This window comes from Pseudomonas sp. WOUb67 (assembly GCF_050058005.1).
Classification (GTDB): domain Bacteria; phylum Pseudomonadota; class Gammaproteobacteria; order Pseudomonadales; family Pseudomonadaceae; genus Aquipseudomonas; species Aquipseudomonas putida_R.
In genome coordinates, this window is record NZ_CP170112.1 from 4268656 (window position 1) to 4289440 (window position 20785).

The window sequence follows — 20785 nt, forward strand, 5'->3', positions numbered from 1 at the left end:
GGCAAATTCGCATGACAGGATCCTGCGATCCTCCAGCGAACTCCAGACTTCACTTGGAAAATCAATAACAAAGCAGGGAGAACGCAATGACTGCGCACGCTAATACCTCGGCAACCGATCATGTGCTGGCCGAGGTCCGCAACCAGGTCGGCCACCTGACCCTGAATCGCCCCGCCGGCCTCAATGCCCTGACCCTGGACATGGTCCGTAGCCTGCGCCAGCACCTGGACCAGTGGGCCGAAGACCCGCAAGTGCGCGCCGTGGTGCTACGCGGCGAGGGCCCAAAAGGCTTCTGTGCCGGGGGCGATATCCGTTCGCTGCACGACAGTTTCAAAGCTGGCGACACGCTGCATGAAACCTTCTTCGTCGAGGAGTACGCCCTCGACCTGGTCATCCACCGCTACCGCAAACCCGTGCTGGTGCTGATGGACGGCTTCACCCTCGGCGGCGGCATGGGCCTGGCCCAGGGCTGCGACCTGCGCGTGGTCACCGAGCGCAGCCGCCTGGGCATGCCCGAGGTCGGTATCGGCTACTTCCCGGATGTCGGCGGCAGCTACTTCCTGTCACGCATCCCCGGCGAGCTGGGCATCTACCTGGGCGTCAGCGGCACCCAGATCCAGGCGGCCGACGCCCTGTACTGCGGCTTGGCCGATTGGTACCTGGCCAGTGACAAACTCGCCGCCCTCGAACAGGGCCTGGCCCAACTAAGCTTCGGCGATAACCCGCTCAAGGACCTGCAGAACCTGCTGGCCACGCTCGGCACCCAGGCGCTGGAAGATGCACCCCTGGAAAAACTGCGCCCGGTCATCGACCACTTCTTCGCCCTGCCCAACCTGCAAGCCATCGTAGAGCAATTGCGTGCGGTCAGTATCGGTGACAGCCATGCCTGGGCCGTGGCCGTCGCCGACCAGCTGGAAAGCCGCTCACCGCTGGCCATGGCGGTTACCCTGGAGATGTTGCGCCGCGGTCGCCAGCTGGGGCTGGAAGACTGCTTCGCCATGGAGCTGCACCTGGACCGCCAGTGGTTCCAGCACGGCGACATCATCGAAGGCGTGCGCGCCCTGATCATCGACAAGGACAAACAGCCTCGCTGGAACCCTCCGACCCTGGCCGCGCTGCAACCGCAGCGGGTTGACCAATTCTTCGAAGGCCTGTGAGCCCGGGAGTACACAGATGCAAGACCTGGAACTGAGCGAAGAACAGATCATGATCCGCGACATGGCCCGGGACTTTGCCCGTGGCGAGATCGCCCCGCACTCCCAGGCCTGGGAAAAGGCCGGCTGGATCGATGACGGCGTGGTGCGCAAGATGGGCGAACTGGGCCTGCTGGGCATGGTGGTGCCGGAGGACTTCGGCGGCAGCTATACCGACTATGTCGCCTACGCCCTGGCCGTGGAAGAAATCGCCGCTGGCTGCGGCGCCACCGGGGCGATGATGAGCATTCACAACTCGGTAGGCTGCGGCCCGCTGCTGGCCTACGGTACCGCCGAACAGCAACAGCAATGGCTGCCGCGCCTGGCCAGCGGCGAGGTAATCGGCTGCTTCTGCCTGACCGAGCCGCAGGCCGGCTCCGAGGCCCACAACCTGCGCACCCGCGCTGAGCTGGTCAACGGCGAGTGGGTAATCAACGGTGCCAAGCAGTTCGTCAGTAATGCCCGCCGCGCCGGCCTGGCCATCGTCTTTGCGGTGACCGACCCGGAGCTGGGCAAGAAGGGCCTGTCGGCATTCCTGGTGCCCACCGACAACCCGGGCTTCAAGGTGGACCGCAGCGAGCACAAGATGGGCATCCGCGCCTCCGACACCTGCGCGGTTACCTTCGACAACTGCCGCATCCCAGCTGCCAACCTCCTTGGCGAGCGTGGCAAGGGCCTGGCCATCGCCCTGTCCAACCTGGAAGGCGGCCGTATCGGCATCGCCGCCCAGGCGTTGGGCATCGCCCGCGCCGCGTTCGAGGCGGCGCTGGTCTACTCGCGCGACAGGGTGCAGTTCGGCAAGCCGATCAACGAGCACCAGAGCATCGCCAACCTGCTGGCCGACATGCAGGTACAGGTGAACGCCGCACGTTTGCTGATCCTGCATGCCGCCCGCCTGCGCAGTGCCGGCAAGCCGTGCCTGTCAGAGGCCTCGCAGGCCAAATTGTTCGCTTCGGAAATGGCCGAGCGGGTGTGCTCGATGGCGATCCAGGTGCATGGCGGGTATGGCTACCTGGAGGATTACCCGGTGGAGCGCCATTACCGCGATGCGCGGATTACCCAGATCTATGAAGGGTCGAGCGAGATCCAGCGGATGCTGATTGCGCGGGAGCTGAAGCACTACCCCCTGTAGTCGCGCGGCGACATCGTCTCTGTGGGAGCGGGCGTGCCCGCGAATCAGGCAACGCGATTGATGGCACCGGCTTCGCCGGTGTTCGCGGGCATGCCCGCTCCCACAGGATGAGTGACAGGCTTGCGCGAGCAGTAGGCGCCTATCGCCAATAGCGCGAATCATCCACCACCTTCGCATGCCCTTCGAACACCGCCGGCAGCTGCTCCTTGAGGTAGTCGATCCAGGTGCGCACCTTGGCATCCAGGTAATGCCGCGACGGGTACATCGCATACAGCGCACTTTCGCGCAGCCGGTACGGCGCCAGCAGCCTGCACAAACGCCCCTGCTGGATCGACTGGCTGGCCGTATAGAACGGCAGCAGGCCGATGCCCATGCCCAATTCACTGGCCACCAGCATGGCGTCGGCAACGTTGGTGGAGAAGTTGTCGCTCGGGGCGATCACGCACTGGTCAACCCCCTGGGGGAATACCCAGTCGCCTTCATACATGGGATACGCCATGCGCAGGCAGCGGTGCGCATGCAGGTCCTCGGGGCGCTCAGGCACGCCATGGCGCTCCAGATAACTGGGTGCTGCGCAGGGGATACTGAAGATATTGCCCAGCGGGACGGCAATCAGCTGGGAGTCCGGCAGCGCACCGTCCACGGTGATCACCACGTCATGCCCTTCGGCCAGCGGGTCAGGGTTGCGCTGGGACAGCGTCAGCTCGATCACCACTTCCGGGCACAGCGCGTTGTAGCCGGCCACCAGCGGCATCAGCAACAGGCCCAGGCCATGTGGGCAATGCAAACGCAGATGGCCGCGAGGCGTGAGGTGCGCACCGCGGGCTTCACCCACCGCTTCTTCGGTCAGCAGCATGATCTGCCGCGCACGCTCCAGAAACCGCTCACCCGCCTCACTCATGCGCAAGCGCCGGGTGGTGCGGTGCAGCAGGCGGGTCTGCAGCTGGTTTTCCAGCTCGGCGACGATGCGCGAAACCTGTGCGGCAGAAATATCCAACGCATTGGCGGCCGCAGCGAAGCTGCCACATTCCACCACACGGGCGAAGGTACGCATGGCATGCAGCATGTCCATGGGGTGAGCTCCTTGTTCAGTCTTATTCTTGCGTTACAGGCAGGAATCTATCACGGACTGGCCCATTTATTGTGGATGACCACTGAATACATCATTAGTCATACATTCAAGAAAAGGAGCCTGTCATGAAACGTTCGATCGCTGTCCTTGCTGTTGCCGCCACCCTTGCCTCGTTCGCCGCCTTTGCCGATGCGGGCAGTGCACAGCCAACCAGCAGCAATTACGAGTACGGCATGCCGCTGGACGTCGCCAAGGTCATCTCCATCACCCCGGCCAGCAACGCCGCCGACTGCCAGATTGGCACTGCGCACATGGTGTACGTCGACCACCAGGGCCAGAAACGCGAAATCGATTACCGCGAAATGGGCAACTGCTCGCAGCAGTGAGTCAGGCCAGTACCTGGGTGATCCAGCCCACCTGTTGATTGAAATCGTCGATTTTCGCCTGAGGCACCGCATCGCGGGCCCGTTGGAAATTGGCCAGGGTTTGCTGCTTCTGCCGCAACATGCGCCGCCACTTGACCAGAAACGCCTCGCTTTTTTCCTGCATCAACACCGGGCCGAAGTACAGCTGTTCAGCGCTGTACACCACCCTGCCAGGCTCGGCGACGATGATTTCGTAATCGAAGCGGTTTTCCCGCAGCAGTTCTTCGCTGACGATCTGGTAGCCATTGCCCGCCAGCCACTGGCGCAGCTCGCGCTCACCGCCATTGGGCTGCAATACCAGGCGCGTGACGCCGCCAAGGCGCTGCTTGCCGGCCTCGAGGATCTCGCACATGGTGTCGCCGCCCATGCCGCAGATGCTGACCACCGAAATGCTGTCGTGCGGCTCGACCGCCGCCAGGCCATCGGCCAGGCGCACGGTCAACCGGTCTTGCAGGCCGTTTCTGCGTACATTGCGCTGTGCCGAGGCGAACGGCGTCTGCGCCACCTCGCCCGCCACCCCGGCCTCGATCACACCCCGCAGCATCAACGCTACCGGCAGGTAACCGTGGTCCGAGCCGATGTCGGCCAAGCGCGCGCCCTGCGGTACATGTGCAGCCACGCGCTCCAGGCGCCTGGACAAAGTCTGTTCGTTCAAAATGTGCCCCTGGCTTTGCAATGGGGCGCGATTCTGACGGCGAATGCCGCGCATTTCAAACACCGGGGCGCCCTCGACCGGATCCGCCTGCTCGCGTAGGCTTGCCGCTTTCCTTCCGTAGCAAGGCAAAACACACCATGGCACATGCAGACATCATCTACACCCCGGACCCGGACGCCGAGTCGATTTCGTCCGACGTCGCCGAGTTCAACGGCGTGCTGGTCACCACCCAGATCCCGACCCACGCCGATGGCAGCCTGGAGCTGGGCGGCATCGTCGAGCAAAGCGAATGCACCCTTGAGGCGCTGAAAGTGGCGCTGGAAAAGGCCGGCAGCGGCATGGACCGCGTGCTGCACCTGACCATCTACCTCACCGACATGGCTGACCGCGCGGCATTCAACGAGGTGTACCAGCGCTTCTTCAGCAAGCCATGGCCCGTTCGCGCGGCCGTGGGTGTAGCCTCCCTGGCATTCGAAGGCATGCGCGTCGAAGTGACCGCGATGGCTGCCAAGCGCTGATCTTCGCGTAATACACGATCCCTGTAGGAGCGGCCTTGTGTCGCGATTGGGGTGCGCAGCGCCCCCAGATTTTCAGCTTCGCCGCAGATATCGCTGGGGCCGCTTTGCGGCCCATCGCGACACAAGGCCGCTCCTACAAAAAGCGGTGCCTGGCAACCCGTCCCGCACCTCCCGGCACCCCGAGGGTGCCGCCAGCCCGTTTCGCCGCTACAATGCCCGCCTAAACCGTGGCAGCCCGAAAATATAACGACATGTCCCTTCCAAAGAATCACCTGGAACTGCTCAGCCCTGCCCGTGACGTGGCCATCGCCCGTGAAGCGATCCTGCACGGCGCTGACGCCATCTACATCGGCGGCCCAAGCTTTGGCGCGCGCCATAACGCCTGCAACGAAGTGGGCGAGATCGCCGAACTGGTCGAGTTCGCCCGTCGCTACCATGCGCGCGTGTTCACCACCATCAACACCATCCTCCACGACAACGAGCTGGAACCGGCACGCAAGCTGATCCATCAGCTGTACGACGCCGGCGTCGACGCGCTGATCGTGCAGGACCTGGGGGTGATGGAGCTGGACATCCCGCCGATCGAGTTGCACGCCAGTACCCAGACCGACATCCGCACCCTGGAGCGGGCCAAGTTCCTCGACCAGGCCGGTTTCTCCCAGCTGGTACTGGCCCGTGAGCTGAACCTGCAGCAAATTCGCGCCATCGCCGCCGAAACCGACGCTGCCATCGAGTTCTTCATCCACGGTGCGCTGTGCGTGGCCTTCTCCGGCCAGTGCAACATCTCCCACGCGCAGACCGGCCGAAGCGCCAACCGTGGCGACTGTTCGCAGGCCTGCCGCCTGCCCTACACCCTGAAAGATGACCAGGGCCGCGTGGTGGCGTTCGAGAAGCACCTGCTGTCGATGAAGGACAACAACCAGACCGCCAACCTGGCCGACTTGGTCGATGCCGGCGTGCGCTCGTTCAAGATCGAGGGCCGCTACAAGGACATGGGCTATGTGAAGAACATCACCGCCCACTACCGCAAAGAGCTCGACGCCATCCTCGAAGGCCGCCCGCAATATGCCCGTGCGTCCAGCGGCCGGACCGAGCACTTCTTCTTGCCCGACCCGGATAAAACCTTCCACCGTGGCAGCACCGACTATTTCGTTACCGACCGCAAAGTCGATATCGGCGCCTTCGACTCGCCAACTTTCACCGGCCTGCCGGTAGGTGTGGTGGAGAAGGTCGGCAAGCGTGACATGCAAGTCGTCACCGAGGTGCCACTGACCAACGGCGACGGCCTGAATGTGCTGGTCAAACGTGAAGTGGTGGGGTTCCGCGCCAACATCGCAGAACCCCGTGGCGAGTTCGAAGAAGACGGCCAGAAGCGCTACCGCTACCGCGTCGAGCCCAACGAAATGCCCGAAGGCCTGCACAAGCTGCGGCCCAACCACCCGCTGTCGCGCAACCTCGACCACAACTGGCAGCAGGCCCTGCAACGCACCTCCTCCGAGCGCCGGGTGGGTGTGGAATGGCATGCTGTACTGCGCGAGCAACGCTTGATGCTGACCCTCAGCAGTGAGGAAGGCGTCAGCGTGCAGGTGGCCCTGGACGGCCCGTTCGGCGCGGCCAACAAGCCGCAGCAGGCACTGGACCAGTTGCACGACCTGCTTGGCCAGCTGGGTACCACGATGTACCACGCCAGCAGCATCGAGCTGGACGCGCCGCAGGCGTACTTCATCCCCAACTCGCAGCTCAAGGCCCTGCGCCGTGAAGCCATCGAGGCGCTGACCGAGGCACGCATCAAGGCGCACCCGCGTGGCGGGCGCAAGGCCGAGACCACGCCACCACCGGTGTACCCCGAGTCGCACCTGTCGTTCCTGGCCAACGTGTACAACCAGAAGGCCCGCGACTTCTACCACCGCCACGGCGTGCAGCTGATCGACGCGGCCTACGAGGCCCATGAAGAACACGGTGAAGTGCCGGTGATGATCACCAAGCACTGCCTGCGCTTCTCCTTCAACCTGTGCCCCAAACAGGCCAAGGGCGTGACCGGCGTGCGCACCAAGGTGGCACCGATGCAGCTGATTCAGGGTGATGAAGTGCTGACCCTGAAGTTCGACTGCAAACCGTGCGAGATGCATGTGGTCGGGAAGATGAAAAGCCACATCATCGACCTGCCAACCCCAGGCAGCGCGGTGGCCCAGGTGGTGGGGCACATCAGCCCGGAAGACCTGCTGAAGACCATTGTGCGCGCGCCACACTGATCACCTTTAGCCTGTAACGGCTCTTTCGCAGCGCAAGGCTGCTCCCACAGGTACAGCACCGCCTTCGAGGCCCGCGCTGTACCTGTAGGAGCAGCCTTGTGCTGCGAACACCGGCGAAGCCGGTGCCATGGGCAAGCCCGCTCCCACAATCAGCGGATCTGATGCTTGTGCAGCAGGCGGTAGAAGGTCGGCCGCGAAATCCCCAGCACCTTCGCCGCCACGCTCATGTTATCGCTGTGCCGGTTAAGCACATCGCACAAGGCCTGGCGCTCGGCCCGCTGCTTGTACTCTTCCAGCGTGCCCAGGGGCTGTTGCCCTTGGTCCAACGTTTGCAGGCCCAGGTCCTGCGCCTCGATCTGCCTGCCTTCAGCCAGCACCAAGCCGCGGCGCACCCGGTTGGCCAGCTCGCGCACATTGCCCGGCCAGTCATGTCGGCCCATGGCCGCCAGCGCATGGTCGCTGAACGATCGTGGCCGGCGACCGGTCTCCAGGCTGTAGAAATGGGCAAAATGGCTGGCCAGCATCGACAAGTCACCGTGCCGGTCGCGCAGGGGCGCAGTCACCACCTGCAACACGTTCAGGCGGTAGTACAGGTCTTCGCGAAAACGCCCCTGTTCGATGGCTCTTTCCAGGTCCACGTGGGTTGCAGCCAACACCCGCGCATCCACCGGAATCGGCTGGCTGCCGCCCACCCGTTCGATGTGCTTCTCTTGCAGAAAACGCAGTAGATTGGCTTGCAATTCCAGCGGCAGGTCACCGATTTCATCCAGGAACAACGTGCCACCATGGGCGGCTTCAATGCGCCCGGTCTTGCGCTGGTGGGCACCGGTGAAAGCGCCCTTTTCATGGCCGAACAGTTCGGACTGGATCAGGTGCTCGGGGATTGCCCCGCAGTTGATGGCGACGAACGGCTGGTCGCTGCGTTGCGACTGCCGATGCAGGGTGCGGGCCACCAGTTCCTTGCCCGTACCGCTTTCACCACGGATCAGCACCGGCGACTCGGTGGGCGCCAATTTGCCCAGCAGCTTGCGCAACTCGCGGATCGGCCGGCTTTCGCCGAGCAGTTCGTGGGTGGCTTCGTCCACCTTGGCGGCCCCTTTGCCTCGCAGGCGCGCCATGCCGAACGCCCGGCCAAGGGTGACCTGCACGCGAGAGACATCGAATGGCAGGGTGTGGAAGTCGAAGAACCATTCGCAGACAAAATCGCCGACGGCCGGCATGCGCAACTGTTCGGCGCTTAACACCGCGATCCATTCGGTGTTACTGCGCTTGATCATGTCCTTGACCGCGTCCGGGTGCCTCAGGTGCGAAGCCTGCAAGCGCAGCAGGCCCACATCACAAGGGTGATCGAGCGCGGCACCGAGCATACAGCTGTCCACATCCCAGCCTGCACTACTCAGGCCAGGCAACAATTGGTGGCAGTCGTCGCAGGGGTCGACGATGAGCAAACGACGTTGAGCGGCAGGCTGTTGCATGACCGATCCTTGGCGCCAGTTTTTGGTTTTATGAAGTAAAACAGCAAGTTGTGGCGCCCGTTTAACAGTAGCAACGAAGTTGACGGTGCCCACTACCGTCTGTCTGCTGACGTATTTTTTTACAAAGTGCCACGGGAATTTTCGCACTTTATCGACATCACATGGCGGCGCAGGACAGAACGGATTGAAGCCTGACAAAAAATTTTACATCTAATGTGTGACTTGCCCCCGGACAACGAGCATCAGTACACATAACCCCGCGCTGCACTTCGCGACCATTGAGGCGACTTTAAAGCAACGCGGAATCACTTCGATGTTTGGGACCATAGAGAGACCGAACCATGAATGCCCCGCTCCGTGTCAACGAAGCACTGCTGATTGCCGACCACGCCTTCGAACCTTTCCAGTGCGTAGCCTGGGATGCACCCAATGGTACTGGTGAGCTGAGCCTGGCAGTGATCGACCGGACCAGCACCCGCATCGGCAGCAAGCAAGTGTCTTCGAGCATCTACTCCGACCCTGCCCAGTGGGCCAGCCTGATCGAAGAAGTGCGCGCCGAACTGTGCGAAAAAGGTTACGACCTGCAACCGTGGTCGATGCCAAAGTAATATCGCCTTGCAAACCAAGTGCGTGCAATGCCACGCACTTGTTCAAATGCAAAGTTGCTGTTCTGGCAACTTCCACCATTGCGACATAGTGTCGCATCATTATTGTTCAGTCCACGGCTTTGAACTGCTGCAAGTGTTGGTATTCGGCCTGCAGTTGTTCGGCCAGACGCTGTGCGCGCCCAACACGCACCGGCGCCAATTCCATGTCCACCAGCATAGTGGCACAGGGCATGGGTTGTACGGTGTTCCAGTGTTGCAGGCGACCGTCGGTAAATACCAAGCAGCGCACGGCTTCATCCGGATGCGCGCGCTGGCGTGCCTGTAGCCAATGCCGGGCCTGTTCCAGTGCCGCGATCAGCGGCGTACCACCACCTGCGCCCAAGGCCTGCAGCCAAGGTTGCAAGGCCGCCGAGGCCTTCAGGCCGTGGCGCTGCCACTGCGGTGCACGCCCGCTGGCGGTCAGCAAGGCCAGCCGGGCGCGCTGTCGGTAGGCCTGGTCGAACAGTGCTGCCAACAGCCCTTTGGTGTGTGCCAGCGCCTGGTGACGGCGGGTCGAGGACGAAGCATCGACGATCACCAGCCACAACTCTGCCGGTTTGGCCTGGCGTTGTTGCCAGCACAGGTCCTGGCGCAGCCGTGGCCGCCCTTTGAGCAAGGTCGGCAGCCAGGCCACTTGGCCGCTTGCCGTACTGCGCGCGCGGCCACGGCTGGTAGCGTTCTGCTTGCCTGCGCCCGCTTTGGCATCCGCCCCTTTTGCAGTTGATTGGGGGATGCTCAGGGCTTTTTTGCCCAGTTGGGTACCTCGCGGCGTGCGCCGCTGGCCACGGGTTGCGCCGGCAACGCGCCCCAGTCACCCTGTCCGCCTTGTTCGCCAGCGTTGCCAGCGCTTTGCTGGCCGGGCTGCTGCTCAGGCGGCTGCGGTGCTGACGGCGGGTTGGCCTGGGGCGCAACGCGGCGGCGATGGCGCAGGGCAAATTCGGCCACCGCTTCGACATCCACTTCTTCGATGGCCGCACCACCACGCCAGGCACAGTGGGCACGTGCCGCACGCAACCACACCAGGTCGGCGCGCAAGCCGTCGACGCCGGCGGCGTAGCAACGCTCGGTAATCCAGGCCAGCGCCTGGTCATCCAGGGCAATACCGGCCAGGGCATGGCGCGCCGCCTGGCAGCGCTCGCGCAACTGCGCCTGGGCCGCAGCCCATTGCGTGCAGAAAGCCTGCGGGTCACTGTCGAAGGCCAGGCGCCGGCGAATGATCTGCTGACGGGCCTCAGGCTCGGGCAGGCCTTCCAGGGCCACGTTCAGACCAAAACGGTCGAGCAACTGCGGGCGCAGTTCGCCCTCTTCCGGGTTCATGGTACCGATCAGCACGAAGCGGGCGCTGTGCCGGTGCGAGATGCCGTCGCGCTCGATGCGGTTGGTACCACTGGCAGCCACGTCCAGCAACAGGTCGACCAGCGTGTCGGGCAGCAGGTTGACCTCATCGACATACAGCACGCCACCGTCGGCGTGCGCCAGCACACCCGGGGAAAACTGCGCCTTGCCCTGCCCCAGCGCGGCATCCAGGTCGAGGGTGCCGACCAGCCGTTCTTCACTGGCGCCGAGTGGCAGGGTGACGAACGGGCCCTCGCCAAGCAGGTCAGCCAGGCCCCGGGCCAAGGTGCTCTTGGCCATGCCACGCGGTCCCTCGATCAGCACACCGCCGATTTTCGGGTCGATGGCGGTCAGGCACAGCGCCAGCTTCAGGTCGTCGGCACCGACCACGGCGGCCAGCGGAAATTGCACGGGTTCACTCATTTCAAGCCTGTTCCTCGCCGTCGAGCAGTTGTTCCTCAAGGGCTTCGCGGTAGTCGCCCGGCGCCTGCCACAGCCCGCGCTGCTGGGCCTCCAGCAGGCGCTCGGTGAGGTCGCGCAGGGCCTCGGGGTTGTGCTCGCGCATGAAGTCGCGGGTCGCCGGGTCGAGCACGTAGGCATCGGCCAGCCCCTGGTAATGATGGTCGTCGATCAGGTGCGTGGTGGCGTCGAAAGCAAACAGGTTGTCGACCGTCGCCGCCATCTCGAAGGCGCCCTTGTAGCCGTGGCGCTTGACCCCGTCGATCCACTTGGGGTTGAGCGCGCGGGCGCGGATCACCCGGTTCAGCTCTTCCTTGAGGGTACGGATGCGGGGTCGGTCGACCTGGCTGTGGTCGCCGTGGTAGCTGGCCACCGTCGCCCCGGACAAGGTTTCCGACGCCGCCAGCATGCCACCCTGGAACTGGTAGTAATCGTTCGAGTCAAGCAGGTCGTGTTCGTGGTTGTCCTGGTTCTGCAGCACCGCCTGCACCTTGGCCAGGCGCTGGGCGAACTGGGCGCGGGCCGGGGTGCCGTCGTCGCTGCCGCCGTAGGCGTAGCCGCCGTGGTTGAGGTAGACCTCGGCCAGGTCGTCGCGGCTGTGCCACAAGCGCCCGTCGATGGCGTTCTGCACCCCGGCCCCATACGCACCTGGTTTGGCGCCGAACACCCGCCAGCCGGCCTGGCGCGCGGCCTGCTCGGCGTCTACGCCTTGCGCTTGCAGCGTGGCACGCTCGCTGCGTACACGGGCGGCCAAAGGGTTGAGGTCGTCGGGCTCATCCAGCGCGGCCACCGCCTGCACGGCGGCGTCGAACAGCCGGATAAGGTTGCCGAAGGCATCACGGAAAAAGCCCGAAACGCGCAAGGTCACATCCACCCGCGGGCGGTCGAGCAGGCTCAGCGGCAGTATTTCAAAATCGTCCACGCGCTGGCTGCCGGTGGCCCACACCGGCCGCACGCCCATCAGCGCCATGGCCTGGGCGATGTCGTCGCCGCCGGTACGCATGGTCGCCGTGCCCCACACCGACAGGCCAAGCTGGCGCAGGTGGTCACCGTGGTCCTGCAGGTGGCGTTCGAGGATCAGGCTGGCCGAGGCGAAGCCCAGGCGCCAGGCCGTGGTGGTGGGTAGGTTGCGCACGTCCACGGTATAGAAGTTGCGGCCGGTGGGCAGCACGTCGAGGCGCCCACGGCTGGGGGCACCGCTGGGGCCGGCTGGCACGAATCGCCCGGCCAGCGCTGCCAGCAGGCCATTCATTTCAGCAGTACCGCAGGCATCCAGGCTGGGTGCCACTGCTTCGCGCAAGGCGTGCACAACGTCGTGCACCGGCTGCCATTCGCTCAGGTCAGGCAACTGCAGGGTGCCACCCAGCGCTTGCTCGATCACCTGCTGCGCCAAAAGCTCCAGGCGCTCGCGGGTATCCCCGCAGGTGCGCCAGGGTTCAATGCTGATGGCCTGCAGCTGCTCGGGGCGTGCGCCCTGCCAGGGCAGCCCAAGCTCGCAATCGAGTGGGTCGAAGCCTGGCACCAGGGCCTTGGCCAAAGCCCGCAGCAAGCTGGCATTGCCGCCACGGCCGTCACCACGCTCAACCCGCAACAGTGCCAGCAGCGTATCCAGGCGCAGACGCCCTTCTGGCGACTGGCCAAACACATGCAGGCCATCGCGAATCTGCGATTCCTTCAGGTCGCACAGGTAGGTGTCCAGGCGCGGCAGCCATACGGCGGCATCGTCCAGCTGCCCTTCGAGTTCCAGCTCGCGGTCGATGTGGTTGACCTTGACCAGCTCGAGGATGTCACGCTGCAACTCGCGGGCGCGCCGCGGGTCGAGCAACTGCGCTTCGTAGAACTCGTCGGCCAACTGCTCCAGGTGGCGCAACGGGCCATAGGTTTCGGCGCGGGTCAGCGGCGGCATCAGGTGGTCGATGATCACCGCCTGAGTACGGCGCTTGGCCTGGGCGCCCTCGCCCGGGTCGTTGACAATGAACGGGTAGATGTTCGGCAGTGGGCCCAGCAGCGCGTCCGGCCAGCACTGCGCCGACAAACCGACGCCCTTGCCGGGCAACCATTCGAGGTTGCCGTGTTTGCCGACATGGATCACCGCGTCGGCGGCGAACGCGTGGCGCAGCCAGAAGTGAAACGCCAGGTAGCCGTGCGGCGGCACCAGGTCGGGGTCGTGATACACCGCGCTGGGGTCTACCTGGTAGCCCCGGGCTGGCTGGATGCCGACGAAGGTCAGGCCAAAGCGCAAGCCGGCCACCATCAGCCGGCCACTGCGGTGCATCGGGTCCTGCTCGGGCGGCCCCCAGCGCTCCAGCACTGCCTGGCGATTGGCCTCGGGCAAGCGCTCGAAAGCGGCCTGGTAGTCGGCCAGGCTCAGGCTCTGGGCGCAGGGGCGCTGGTCGAGATGGTCCAGGTCGTTGGTCACGCCGCCAAGCAGCTGGTGAATCAGTTGCGTGCCGCTGCCCGGCAAATCGGCCAGCGGGTAGCCTTCGGCTTGCAGCGCCTTGAGGATGTTCAGTGCGGCAGCGGGCGTGTCCAGGCCGACGCCATTGCCAATACGGCCATCGCGGGTCGGGTAGTTGGCCAGCACCAGGGCAACGCGCTTCTGGGTATTGGGCAGGCGCGCCAGTTCGACCCAGCGGCGGGCCAGTTCGGCAACAAAGTCCATCCGCTCGGGGTGGGCGCGGTAGCACACCACGTCGGATTGGCTGCGCTCGCTGCGCCAGGCCATGTCTTTGAAACTGACCGGGCGGGTAATGATGCGCCCGTCCAGTTCGGGCAAGGCGATGTGCATGGCCAGGTCACGCGCACCCAGCCCCTGTTCGCTGGCTTCCCAGCCGGGCTGGTTGTCCTGCGCGCAGATGGCCTGCAGTACCGGGATGTCGCGGCGGAACGGGCGCAGGTTGGGGCGTTCGGGGCTGGACAGGGCAAAACCGGTGGTATTGACCAGCACTTCGGCACCGACTTCGTCCAGCCAGGCTTCGACCTGCTCCAGGCAGGCGCTTTCCTTGAGGCTGGCCACGGCGATCGGCAACGGGTTCAAGCCAGCCGCCTGCAGGCGCTGGCAGAACACGTCGATGAACCCGGTGTTGGCCGCCTGCAAGTGGGAGCGGTAGAACAGCAGCGGCGCCACCGGGTAGTCCGGGTGCCAGTGCGGGTACCAGTCTTCCAGCGCCACACTGCCCTTGGCCGGGTGATACACGGCGGTGCGCGGCAAGGGTTGCGGCTCGTCCCAGGCATAATCGCGGCCCAGCCACTGGTTGGCCAGGCAGTTGTACAGGTTTATGGCATTGGCCTTGCCGCCTTGGCGCAAGTAGTGCCAGAGGCGCTCGGCCTGCTCGCCCGTAACGGTGCCAAGGCGGGTCAGCTCCGGGTCCGGGCGGTCATCGCCCGGCACCATAATCAGCTGCACGCCACGGGCGGCCAGCTCGACCAGTTGCTCGACGCCATAGCGCCAGTAACCGACGCCGCCGTGCAGCGACACCAGAATGACCTTGGCATGGCGCAGCACCTGGTCGACATACAGGTCGACCGAAGCGTGGTTCTGCACCTGCATCGGGTTGGCCAGGCGCAGGCTGGGGAAGCCTTCAGGTAATTGCTCGGCGGTATCGGCGAGCAACGCCAGGTGCGAATCGCCGCTGCAGAGAATCACCAGTTCGGCGGGTGTCTGGCCGAGATCGGCAATACTGTCGTCCGGCACGAAGCCGCCGGGCTGGGTCCGCAGCAGGTGCATGGGTCAGGCGCCCAAGGCCTGGCGCAGGCGCGCTTCCAGCTGGGCAGCGTCCAGTTCCTGGCCGATCAGCACCAGGCGGGTGATGCGCGGCTCGTCGGCACGCCAGGCGCGGTCGAAGTGCTTGTCGAAACGGGTACCCACGCCTTGTACCAGCAGGCGCATCGGCTTGCCCGGGATGGCAGCGAAGCCTTTGGCGCGCAGGATGCCGAACTCCACCACCAGCTGGGTCAGGGCGTCGAGCAGCAGGCTTTCGTCAGCCTCCGGCAGGTCGATGGAGATGGAATCGAAGGCGTCATGGTCATGGTCGTCATGATCATCGCCGTCGTGGTGCGAATCGTGGTGGGTACGGCGGCCATCGATGTGTGCCTCGGACTCGGCGCCCACGCCCAGCAGCACCTCCAGTGGCAGCTTGCCGCTGCTGGCCTCGACCACCTTGACGGCCGGCGGCAGTTCTTCGGCCACTTCGGCGCGGACCTTGGCCAGGCCTTCGGCGTCGATCAGGTCGGCCTTGTTCAGTACCACCAGGTCGGCGCTGGCCAGTTGGTCAGCGAACAGCTCGTGCAGTGGCGATTCGTGGTCCAGGTTAGGGTCGAGCTTGCGCTGGGCATCGACCTGGTCCGGGTAGGCGGCGAAGGTGCCGGCGGCCACGGCCGGGCTGTCGACCACGGTGATGACCGCGTCGACGGTGCAGGCGTTGCGGATTTCCGGCCACTGGAAGGCCTGCACCAACGGTTTGGGCAAGGCCAGGCCGCTGGTTTCGATCAGGATGTGGTCCAGGTCGCCACGGCGGGCCACCAGCTCGCGCATGACCGGGAAGAACTCTTCCTGCACGGTGCAGCACAGGCAGCCGTTGGCCAGTTCATAGACGCGGCCGCTGGCTTCTTCTTCGGTGCAACCAATGCTGCACTGCTTGAGGATTTCGCCGTCGATGCCCAGTTCGCCAAATTCGTTGACGATGACCGCAATGCGGCGGCCCTGGGCGTTGTCGAGCATGTGGCGCAGCAAGGTGGTCTTGCCCGAGCCGAGGAAGCCGGTGACGATGGTAACGGGGAGCTTGGCCAGTGTTTTCATGTCGCATTGCCCTTGGCAGAGTGGCGCGGGCATGCAGGACGACAGCCGCGGGCCAGGTAGGCCGGGCTTGTTCGCCACCGGATCACCCCGCCCGGTTGAAAGTCGAAAACGTTGCGAGGCAGGTCTCCTGGCTTGCACCGTTCCATCTCCCCGTTCGGTTGAACAGCGGGCTGGCGGGATGACGCCTTCCCGCGCGTTGACGCAGTGGCTGTGTCGATCCGTTGTCGGTGCTTACAGTTGCGGGGGCAGCCGCGGCTTGTACCGCGTTCCCGTCTTAGCTTCGGCCTGGCCGAAGAACCTCGAAGTGGCAAGGCTACGCAGTGCCTGGCGGGTGGTCAACCATTGCTGCGGGCTGGCCGACCACAAGGGCTGCAACTGCGCTACAGTGGCACCTTTGCCCACGGTCAAGGAAGCCCCATGCCCCTCGCCCCCGCCATACCGGTACTGCGCATCTTCTCGGTCGACAAGGCCAAGGAGTTCTACCTCGATTTCCTCGGCTTCAGCGTCGACTGGGAGCACCGATTCAGCCCGGACCTGCCCCTGTATGTGCAGATTCACCGCGACGGCCTGATCCTGCACCTTTCCGAGCACCACGGTGATGCCTGCCCCGGCTCTACCGTGTTTGCCCGCATCGACGACCTGCGCGCGCTGGAGCGTGAACTGCAAGGCAAACAGTACGGCTACGCCCGGCCCGAAGCCGAGCGCCTGGACTGGGGCCTGCAGATGCAGGTGTACGACCCGTTCGGCAACCGCCTGCGCTTCTGCCAGCAGATTGATGACGAGGCCAACCCGTGAAGACGCTGGGCAAACGCGAAATGGCCCGCTTGGAGCGCGAGCTGGTGGCGTGCCTGACCGATGCCTGCGAAACCGCCAAAGCAGAAATCGTCGGTTTCACCTGGCTCACCCACCGCCTTGACCCTGAGGATTTCCCAGCCAGCCTGCGGATCACCTGGGTGTTCGAGCACGAGGCCGACAAAGCTGCTGCGGTGGCGGGCGAAGCAAAAGCGCGCATGGTGGCGCTGACCAGTCAGGCGTTGGACCACGCCGGCATCCAGCTGGATCACCCTGCCTGGCACGTGCGCTTCGACAGTGAAGAGGCCTGCGCACACGGCCACGGTGGCGACTGGGCCAAGTGCTTGCAGAAGCAGCGCTGAGGCCAGCTGGCGGGCGGTGCTTTACCCGCCCCCGGCGGTTCGTTAGGCTACGCACTCCCCTATTACGAGGTGTTCGTCCAATGCGCCATTGATGCCGCCGTCCGTTCGACGGCCAGTCTTCAGCCTCCGGTTCGCGCCGGAGATGTCGCGGCATTTGTGGAGTTGTGCATGACGAACACGTCAATCCTGACGCTGGACAGCGTCTCCTTGGCCTTGCCTGATGGCAGGCTGCTGTTTACCGACCTCAACGAAACCTTCGACCAACGCCGCACCGGCCTGGTCGGGCGCAATGGCGTGGGCAAGAGCCTGCTTGGGCAAATGCTTGCCGGCCAGCGCGAACCGAGCAGCGGCCATTGCCGGCGCTTTGGCCTTGTCCATCTACTGAACCAGCAGGTAATCGAACGCAGCGCCACGCTTGCCGATCTGGCCCAGGTGGGGTCGGTGATTGCGGCGCTGGAGCGCATCGAGCACGGCAGCATCAACCCCCAGGATTTCGACACCGTTGGCGAGCGCTGGGATATCCGCGAACAATTGCAGGTGCACCTGCAGCGCAACGGCCTGGGTCAACTCGACTGGCGCCAGCCCGCAAGCAGCCTGAGCGGTGGCCAGGCCATGCGCGTGGCGCTGGTTGGCGCATGGCTAAGCGGTGCCGACTACCTGATCCTCGACGAACCGAGCAATCACCTGGACAGCGACGCTCGTGCCCAGCTGCTTGGCATGATCGAGGCCTGGGACCGGGGTTTGCTGGTGATCAGCCACGACCGCAGCCTGCTGGCGCACATGGCGCGCATCGTCGAATTATCTAGCCTGGGGTTGCAGGCCTATGGCGGCAACTACAACTTCTATGCAGCACAAAAGGCTAGCCAGGCGGCACTGGCCGAGCAGCAACTTGCCCGGCTTAAGCAAGAACAGCAGCGCCAGGCCCGTGAATTGCTGCGCCAGCGCGAAAGCCTGGAACGCCATCAGGCCCGCGCCGGGCGCCAAGCCAAAAATGCCAACCAGGCCAAGATCCTGGTCGACCGCCAGCAGGAGCGCAGCCAGGCCACAGCGGGCAAGCAGCGCCGCGACCATCGCGATGCCCGCCAAGCACTGCTGGGCAAAGTGCATGACGCCACCCGCGAGGTCGAACAACACAGCGCCATTGCCCTGCACGCGCCCACGCCACAACGTCATGCGGGCCGGGAGGTGTTGGCCCTGCAGGCACTTCGCTTGCCCCGAGGCACCCGCAAACCGCTTGACCTGCGCTTGTGCCTGGGCCAGCGGCTGGGCTTGACCGGCGCCAATGGCAGTGGCAAGTCCACCCTGCTCAGGCTGCTGAACGGGGAGTTACCCGCACCGCCCGACCAGTTACGCCTCAGTGGCGAAACCGCCCTGCTCGACCAGCACTGCAGCACGCTACCAGGCCACATCAGCGTGCTCGAACACCTGCGCCGGGCCAACCCGGTGCTGGCCCAGGGCGAATTGCGCAGCCGCCTGGCACAACTGGGCCTGGATGCGGCCCGTATCGAACTGCCCAGCAGCCTGCTCAGCGGAGGCGAGCGGATGAAGGCCGCGCTGGCCGCCGTGCTGTACCGCGAGCGGCCACTCGACCTGTTGCTGCTGGACGAGCCCGGCAACCACCTGGACCTGCCGTCACTGGCAGCCCTGGAGCGCATGCTCGGTCAGTTTCGCGGGGCGCTGATGGTGGCGTCCCATGATGCGGTACTGCTGGAAAACCTGGCCCTGCATGGCTACCTGCATTTGTAGGAGCAGCCTTGTGCTGCGAAAGGGCCGGTACTGGCGACACAATTGCATCCAATGGACCGGCCTCTTCGCAGCACAAGGCTGCTCCTACAACGACCGCAGACCCAGAATAATGCATCGCAGGCTATCAATTCGTGACTGGCCGTTCCCGATCCGCGATGGATGTATTATGGTGGCGTGGTGCGCATATAACAGCAGCCCGAGCGATCGGGCACTTGCAAGACAATGAGGGTGTCATGAGCAACGAAAGCATTAACTGGGACAAGCTGGGTTTCGACTACATCAAAACCGACAAACGCTACCTGTCCGTATGGCGCAATGGCGAGTGGGACAAGGGCACCCTGACCGACGACAACGTCCTGCACATCAGTGAAGGCTCCACGGCCCTGCACTACGGCCAGCAGTGCTTCGAAGGCCTCAAGGCCTACCGTTGCAAGGACGGCTCGATCAACCTGTTCCGCCCGGACCAGAACGCCGCCCGCATGCAGCGCAGCTGCGCCCGCCTGCTGATGCCGCACGTGCCGACCGATGTGTTCATCGAAGCGTGCAAGCAAGTGGTCAAGGCCAACGAAAAGTTCGTGCCACCGCACGGCAAAGGCGCCCTGTACCTGCGCCCGTTCGTGATCGGTACCGGTGACAACATTGGCGTGCGCACCGCCCCCGAGTTCATCTTCTCGGTCTTCGCCATTCCGGTTGGCTCGTACTTCAAGGGCGGCATGAAGCCGCACAACTTCCAGATCTCCAGCTTCGACCGCGCCGCCCCACAAGGCACCGGCGCAGCCAAGGTCGGTGGCAACTACGCTGCCAGCCTGCAGCCGGGCGCTGAAGCCAAGAAGGCCAACTTCGCCGACGCCATCTACCTCGATCCGCTGACCCACACCAAGATCGAGGAAGTCGGTTCGGCCAACTTCTTCGGCATTACCGGCAACAACGAGTTCGTGACCCCGAAATCGGCCTCGGTGCTGCCAGGCATCACCCGCCTGTCGCTGATGGAACTGGCGCAATCACGCCTGGGCCTGACCGTGATCGAAGGCGACGTCGAAATCAGCAAGCTGGACCGCTTCATCGAAGCCGGCGCTTGCGGTACTGCTGCGGTAATCACCCCGATCGGCGGTATCGAGTACAACGGCAAGCTGCACGTGTTCCACGACCTGGAAAAGGTCGGCCCGGTTACCCAGAAGCTCTACAACGAGCTGACCGGCATCCAGAGCGGTGATGTTGAAGCACCGGCAGGCTGGATCGTCAAAGTCGCCTGAGGCGCATCAGCTGTATGAAAACGGGGCATGCCAGCAATGGCATGCCCCGTTTTTGTTGAAGGGGTTGATGACCCTGTGGGAGCGGGCGTGCCCGCGAACACCGGCGCAGCCGGTGCCATCCACCGCGTCGCCTGCTTCGCGGGCGCGCCCGCTCCCACAGGGAACGCGTGAGCGTTCGGACTTGCGAGCAGCAAGTTATGCCAGGCGACGCTGCATCAGCAGGTGCCGTGCTTTGTCAAACGCCCAGTTGTACAGCACGGTGTAGGGCAGAATGATCACGAAGAAGCCCAGTTCAACCATGAACGCTTGCAGCAGCGAAATATCCAGCATCCATGCCGCCACCGGCAGGCACCACACCACCAGCCCGGCCTCGAAGCCCAGGCCGTGCACAAAGCGCGCACTGGCCTTCCAGTGGATGCGCTCAGTCTGCACCCAGCGGTCGACCAGCGCGTTGTAGACCATGTTCCACAACATGGCGATCAGCGACAGGGTCACCGCCAGTGCCCCCGCCGTCGCCAGCGATTTGCCCATCACCCAGGACAACAGCGGTGCGCACAGCAGCACGGCGAATACTTCGTAGCCCACGGCGTGTACCAGGCGTTCGGTGAAAGAGACCGTTTTCATTGCAAATTCCATCCATTGCGTGAGTCGTGCTTCCTATTTTCTTTGAT

General features: G+C 64.4%; 18 protein-coding genes and 1 riboswitch. Of the genes, 10 read left to right on the plus strand and 8 right to left on the minus strand.

The window, feature by feature from the left end; genetic code table 11:
- Positions 1-86: 86 nt before the first annotated feature.
- Positions 87-1157: an enoyl-CoA hydratase/isomerase family protein gene (locus ABOC32_RS19010; protein WP_426808390.1), complete on the plus strand. Its 1071-nt coding sequence runs from the start codon at positions 87-89 to the stop codon at positions 1155-1157.
- A gap of 16 nt (positions 1158-1173) precedes the next feature.
- On the plus strand, positions 1174-2325 hold the full coding sequence (locus ABOC32_RS19015; protein WP_426808391.1) for an acyl-CoA dehydrogenase family protein: 1152 nt from the start codon (positions 1174-1176) through the stop codon (positions 2323-2325).
- Positions 2326-2464: 139 nt separating this feature from the next.
- On the opposite strand, the gene ABOC32_RS19020 is transcribed toward ABOC32_RS19015, so the two are convergent.
- On the minus strand, positions 2465-3397 hold the full coding sequence (locus ABOC32_RS19020) for a LysR family transcriptional regulator (protein WP_426808392.1): 933 nt from the start codon (positions 3395-3397) through the stop codon (positions 2465-2467).
- Positions 3398-3522: 125 nt separating this feature from the next.
- Between ABOC32_RS19020 and ABOC32_RS19025 the strand changes: the two genes are divergently transcribed.
- Complete coding sequence (locus ABOC32_RS19025; protein WP_426808393.1) at positions 3523-3783, plus strand: DUF2790 domain-containing protein; 261 nt, start codon at positions 3523-3525, stop codon at positions 3781-3783.
- A 1-nt stretch (position 3784) separates the two neighbouring features.
- Here the strand turns inward: ABOC32_RS19025 and ABOC32_RS19030 are convergent, their stop codons facing one another.
- A complete protein-coding gene (locus tag ABOC32_RS19030; protein WP_426808394.1) occupies positions 3785-4477 on the minus strand; it encodes a tRNA (adenine(22)-N(1))-methyltransferase in 693 nt (230 codons plus the stop codon).
- Between the two features lie 137 nt (positions 4478-4614).
- Here ABOC32_RS19030 and ABOC32_RS19035 point away from each other — a divergent pair, with 137 nt between their 5' ends.
- Together ABOC32_RS19035 and ABOC32_RS19040 are read left to right on the plus strand one after the other, a co-directional pair.
- Positions 4615-4995: a RidA family protein gene (locus tag ABOC32_RS19035; RefSeq protein ID WP_043202280.1), complete on the plus strand. Its 381-nt coding sequence runs from the start codon at positions 4615-4617 to the stop codon at positions 4993-4995.
- 251 nt (positions 4996-5246) lie between these two features.
- Positions 5247-7247, plus strand: a complete 2001-nt coding sequence (locus tag ABOC32_RS19040; protein WP_426808395.1) for a peptidase U32 family protein — start codon at positions 5247-5249, stop codon at positions 7245-7247.
- Positions 7248-7396: 149 nt separating this feature from the next.
- Here ABOC32_RS19040 and ABOC32_RS19045 read toward each other — a convergent pair whose 3' ends face one another.
- The gene (locus ABOC32_RS19045; RefSeq protein ID WP_043202284.1) at positions 7397-8722 is read right to left on the minus strand and encodes a sigma-54 dependent transcriptional regulator; all 1326 of its coding nucleotides are present in this window, start codon (positions 8720-8722) and stop codon (positions 7397-7399) included.
- Positions 8723-9063: 341 nt separating this feature from the next.
- Here ABOC32_RS19045 and ABOC32_RS19050 point away from each other — a divergent pair, with 341 nt between their 5' ends.
- Positions 9064-9330, plus strand: coding sequence for a hypothetical protein (locus tag ABOC32_RS19050; RefSeq protein ID WP_186676691.1), 267 nt, complete (start codon positions 9064-9066; stop codon positions 9328-9330).
- Positions 9331-9436: 106 nt separating this feature from the next.
- Here the strand turns inward: ABOC32_RS19050 and ABOC32_RS19055 are convergent, their stop codons facing one another.
- From ABOC32_RS19055 to cobW, 4 genes are all read right to left on the minus strand, one after another.
- Positions 9437-10003, minus strand: a complete 567-nt coding sequence (locus ABOC32_RS19055; RefSeq protein ID WP_426808396.1) for a vWA domain-containing protein — start codon at positions 10001-10003, stop codon at positions 9437-9439.
- A gap of 101 nt (positions 10004-10104) precedes the next feature.
- The gene (locus ABOC32_RS19060; protein WP_426808397.1) at positions 10105-11127 is read right to left on the minus strand and encodes an ATP-binding protein; all 1023 of its coding nucleotides are present in this window, start codon (positions 11125-11127) and stop codon (positions 10105-10107) included.
- Between the two features lies 1 nt (position 11128).
- The gene (gene cobN / locus ABOC32_RS19065) at positions 11129-14890 is read right to left on the minus strand and encodes a cobaltochelatase subunit CobN (protein ID WP_426808398.1); all 3762 of its coding nucleotides are present in this window, start codon (positions 14888-14890) and stop codon (positions 11129-11131) included.
- A gap of 3 nt (positions 14891-14893) precedes the next feature.
- Complete coding sequence (cobW, locus tag ABOC32_RS19070) at positions 14894-15961, minus strand: cobalamin biosynthesis protein CobW (RefSeq protein ID WP_016487376.1); 1068 nt, start codon at positions 15959-15961, stop codon at positions 14894-14896.
- 100 nt (positions 15962-16061) lie between these two features.
- Positions 16062-16278, minus strand: a riboswitch (cobalamin riboswitch).
- A 100-nt stretch (positions 16279-16378) separates the two neighbouring features.
- On the opposite strand from cobW, the gene ABOC32_RS19075 reads away from it, so the two are divergent.
- From ABOC32_RS19075 to ABOC32_RS19090, 4 genes are all read left to right on the plus strand, one after another.
- Entirely contained in the window at positions 16379-16756 is a 378-nt protein-coding gene (locus ABOC32_RS19075) for a glyoxalase superfamily protein (RefSeq protein WP_086977056.1), read from the plus strand.
- Positions 16753-17115 (plus strand): hypothetical protein, encoded by a 363-nt coding sequence (locus ABOC32_RS19080; protein ID WP_426808399.1) that lies wholly within the window; start codon positions 16753-16755, stop codon positions 17113-17115. Before ABOC32_RS19075 ends, ABOC32_RS19080 begins: the two co-directional genes overlap by 4 nt.
- A gap of 168 nt (positions 17116-17283) precedes the next feature.
- Complete coding sequence (locus tag ABOC32_RS19085; protein WP_426808400.1) at positions 17284-18861, plus strand: ATP-binding cassette domain-containing protein; 1578 nt, start codon at positions 17284-17286, stop codon at positions 18859-18861.
- 233 nt (positions 18862-19094) lie between these two features.
- Positions 19095-20114 carry a branched-chain amino acid aminotransferase gene (locus ABOC32_RS19090; protein WP_043202306.1) on the plus strand — a complete coding sequence of 340 codons (1020 nt, stop codon included), beginning with the start codon at positions 19095-19097 and terminating at the stop codon, positions 20112-20114.
- A 195-nt stretch (positions 20115-20309) separates the two neighbouring features.
- Here the strand turns inward: ABOC32_RS19090 and ABOC32_RS19095 are convergent, their stop codons facing one another.
- Entirely contained in the window at positions 20310-20738 is a 429-nt protein-coding gene (locus ABOC32_RS19095) for a multidrug/biocide efflux PACE transporter (protein WP_043202308.1), read from the minus strand.
- Positions 20739-20785 lie beyond the last annotated feature (47 nt).

Coding starts and splice junctions, on each gene's coding strand:
- ABOC32_RS19090 (WP_043202306.1), top strand. CDS start 19,095: ATGAGCAACGAAAGCATTAACTGGGACAAGCTGGGTTTCGACTACATC.
- ABOC32_RS19085 (WP_426808400.1), top strand. CDS start 17,284: ATGACGAACACGTCAATCCTGACGCTGGACAGCGTCTCCTTGGCCTTG.
- ABOC32_RS19025 (WP_426808393.1), top strand. CDS start 3,523: ATGAAACGTTCGATCGCTGTCCTTGCTGTTGCCGCCACCCTTGCCTCG.
- ABOC32_RS19050 (WP_186676691.1), top strand. CDS start 9,064: ATGAATGCCCCGCTCCGTGTCAACGAAGCACTGCTGATTGCCGACCAC.
- ABOC32_RS19010 (WP_426808390.1), top strand. CDS start 87: ATGACTGCGCACGCTAATACCTCGGCAACCGATCATGTGCTGGCCGAG.
- ABOC32_RS19015 (WP_426808391.1), top strand. CDS start 1,174: ATGCAAGACCTGGAACTGAGCGAAGAACAGATCATGATCCGCGACATG.
- ABOC32_RS19060 (WP_426808397.1), bottom strand. CDS start 11,127: ATGAGTGAACCCGTGCAATTTCCGCTGGCCGCCGTGGTCGGTGCCGAC.
- ABOC32_RS19075 (WP_086977056.1), top strand. CDS start 16,379: ATGCCCCTCGCCCCCGCCATACCGGTACTGCGCATCTTCTCGGTCGAC.
- ABOC32_RS19020 (WP_426808392.1), bottom strand. CDS start 3,397: ATGGACATGCTGCATGCCATGCGTACCTTCGCCCGTGTGGTGGAATGT.
- ABOC32_RS19040 (WP_426808395.1), top strand. CDS start 5,247: ATGTCCCTTCCAAAGAATCACCTGGAACTGCTCAGCCCTGCCCGTGAC.
- ABOC32_RS19095 (WP_043202308.1), bottom strand. CDS start 20,738: ATGAAAACGGTCTCTTTCACCGAACGCCTGGTACACGCCGTGGGCTAC.
- cobN (WP_426808398.1), bottom strand. CDS start 14,890: ATGCACCTGCTGCGGACCCAGCCCGGCGGCTTCGTGCCGGACGACAGT.
- ABOC32_RS19035 (WP_043202280.1), top strand. CDS start 4,615: ATGGCACATGCAGACATCATCTACACCCCGGACCCGGACGCCGAGTCG.
- cobW (WP_016487376.1), bottom strand. CDS start 15,961: ATGAAAACACTGGCCAAGCTCCCCGTTACCATCGTCACCGGCTTCCTC.
- ABOC32_RS19045 (WP_043202284.1), bottom strand. CDS start 8,722: ATGCAACAGCCTGCCGCTCAACGTCGTTTGCTCATCGTCGACCCCTGC.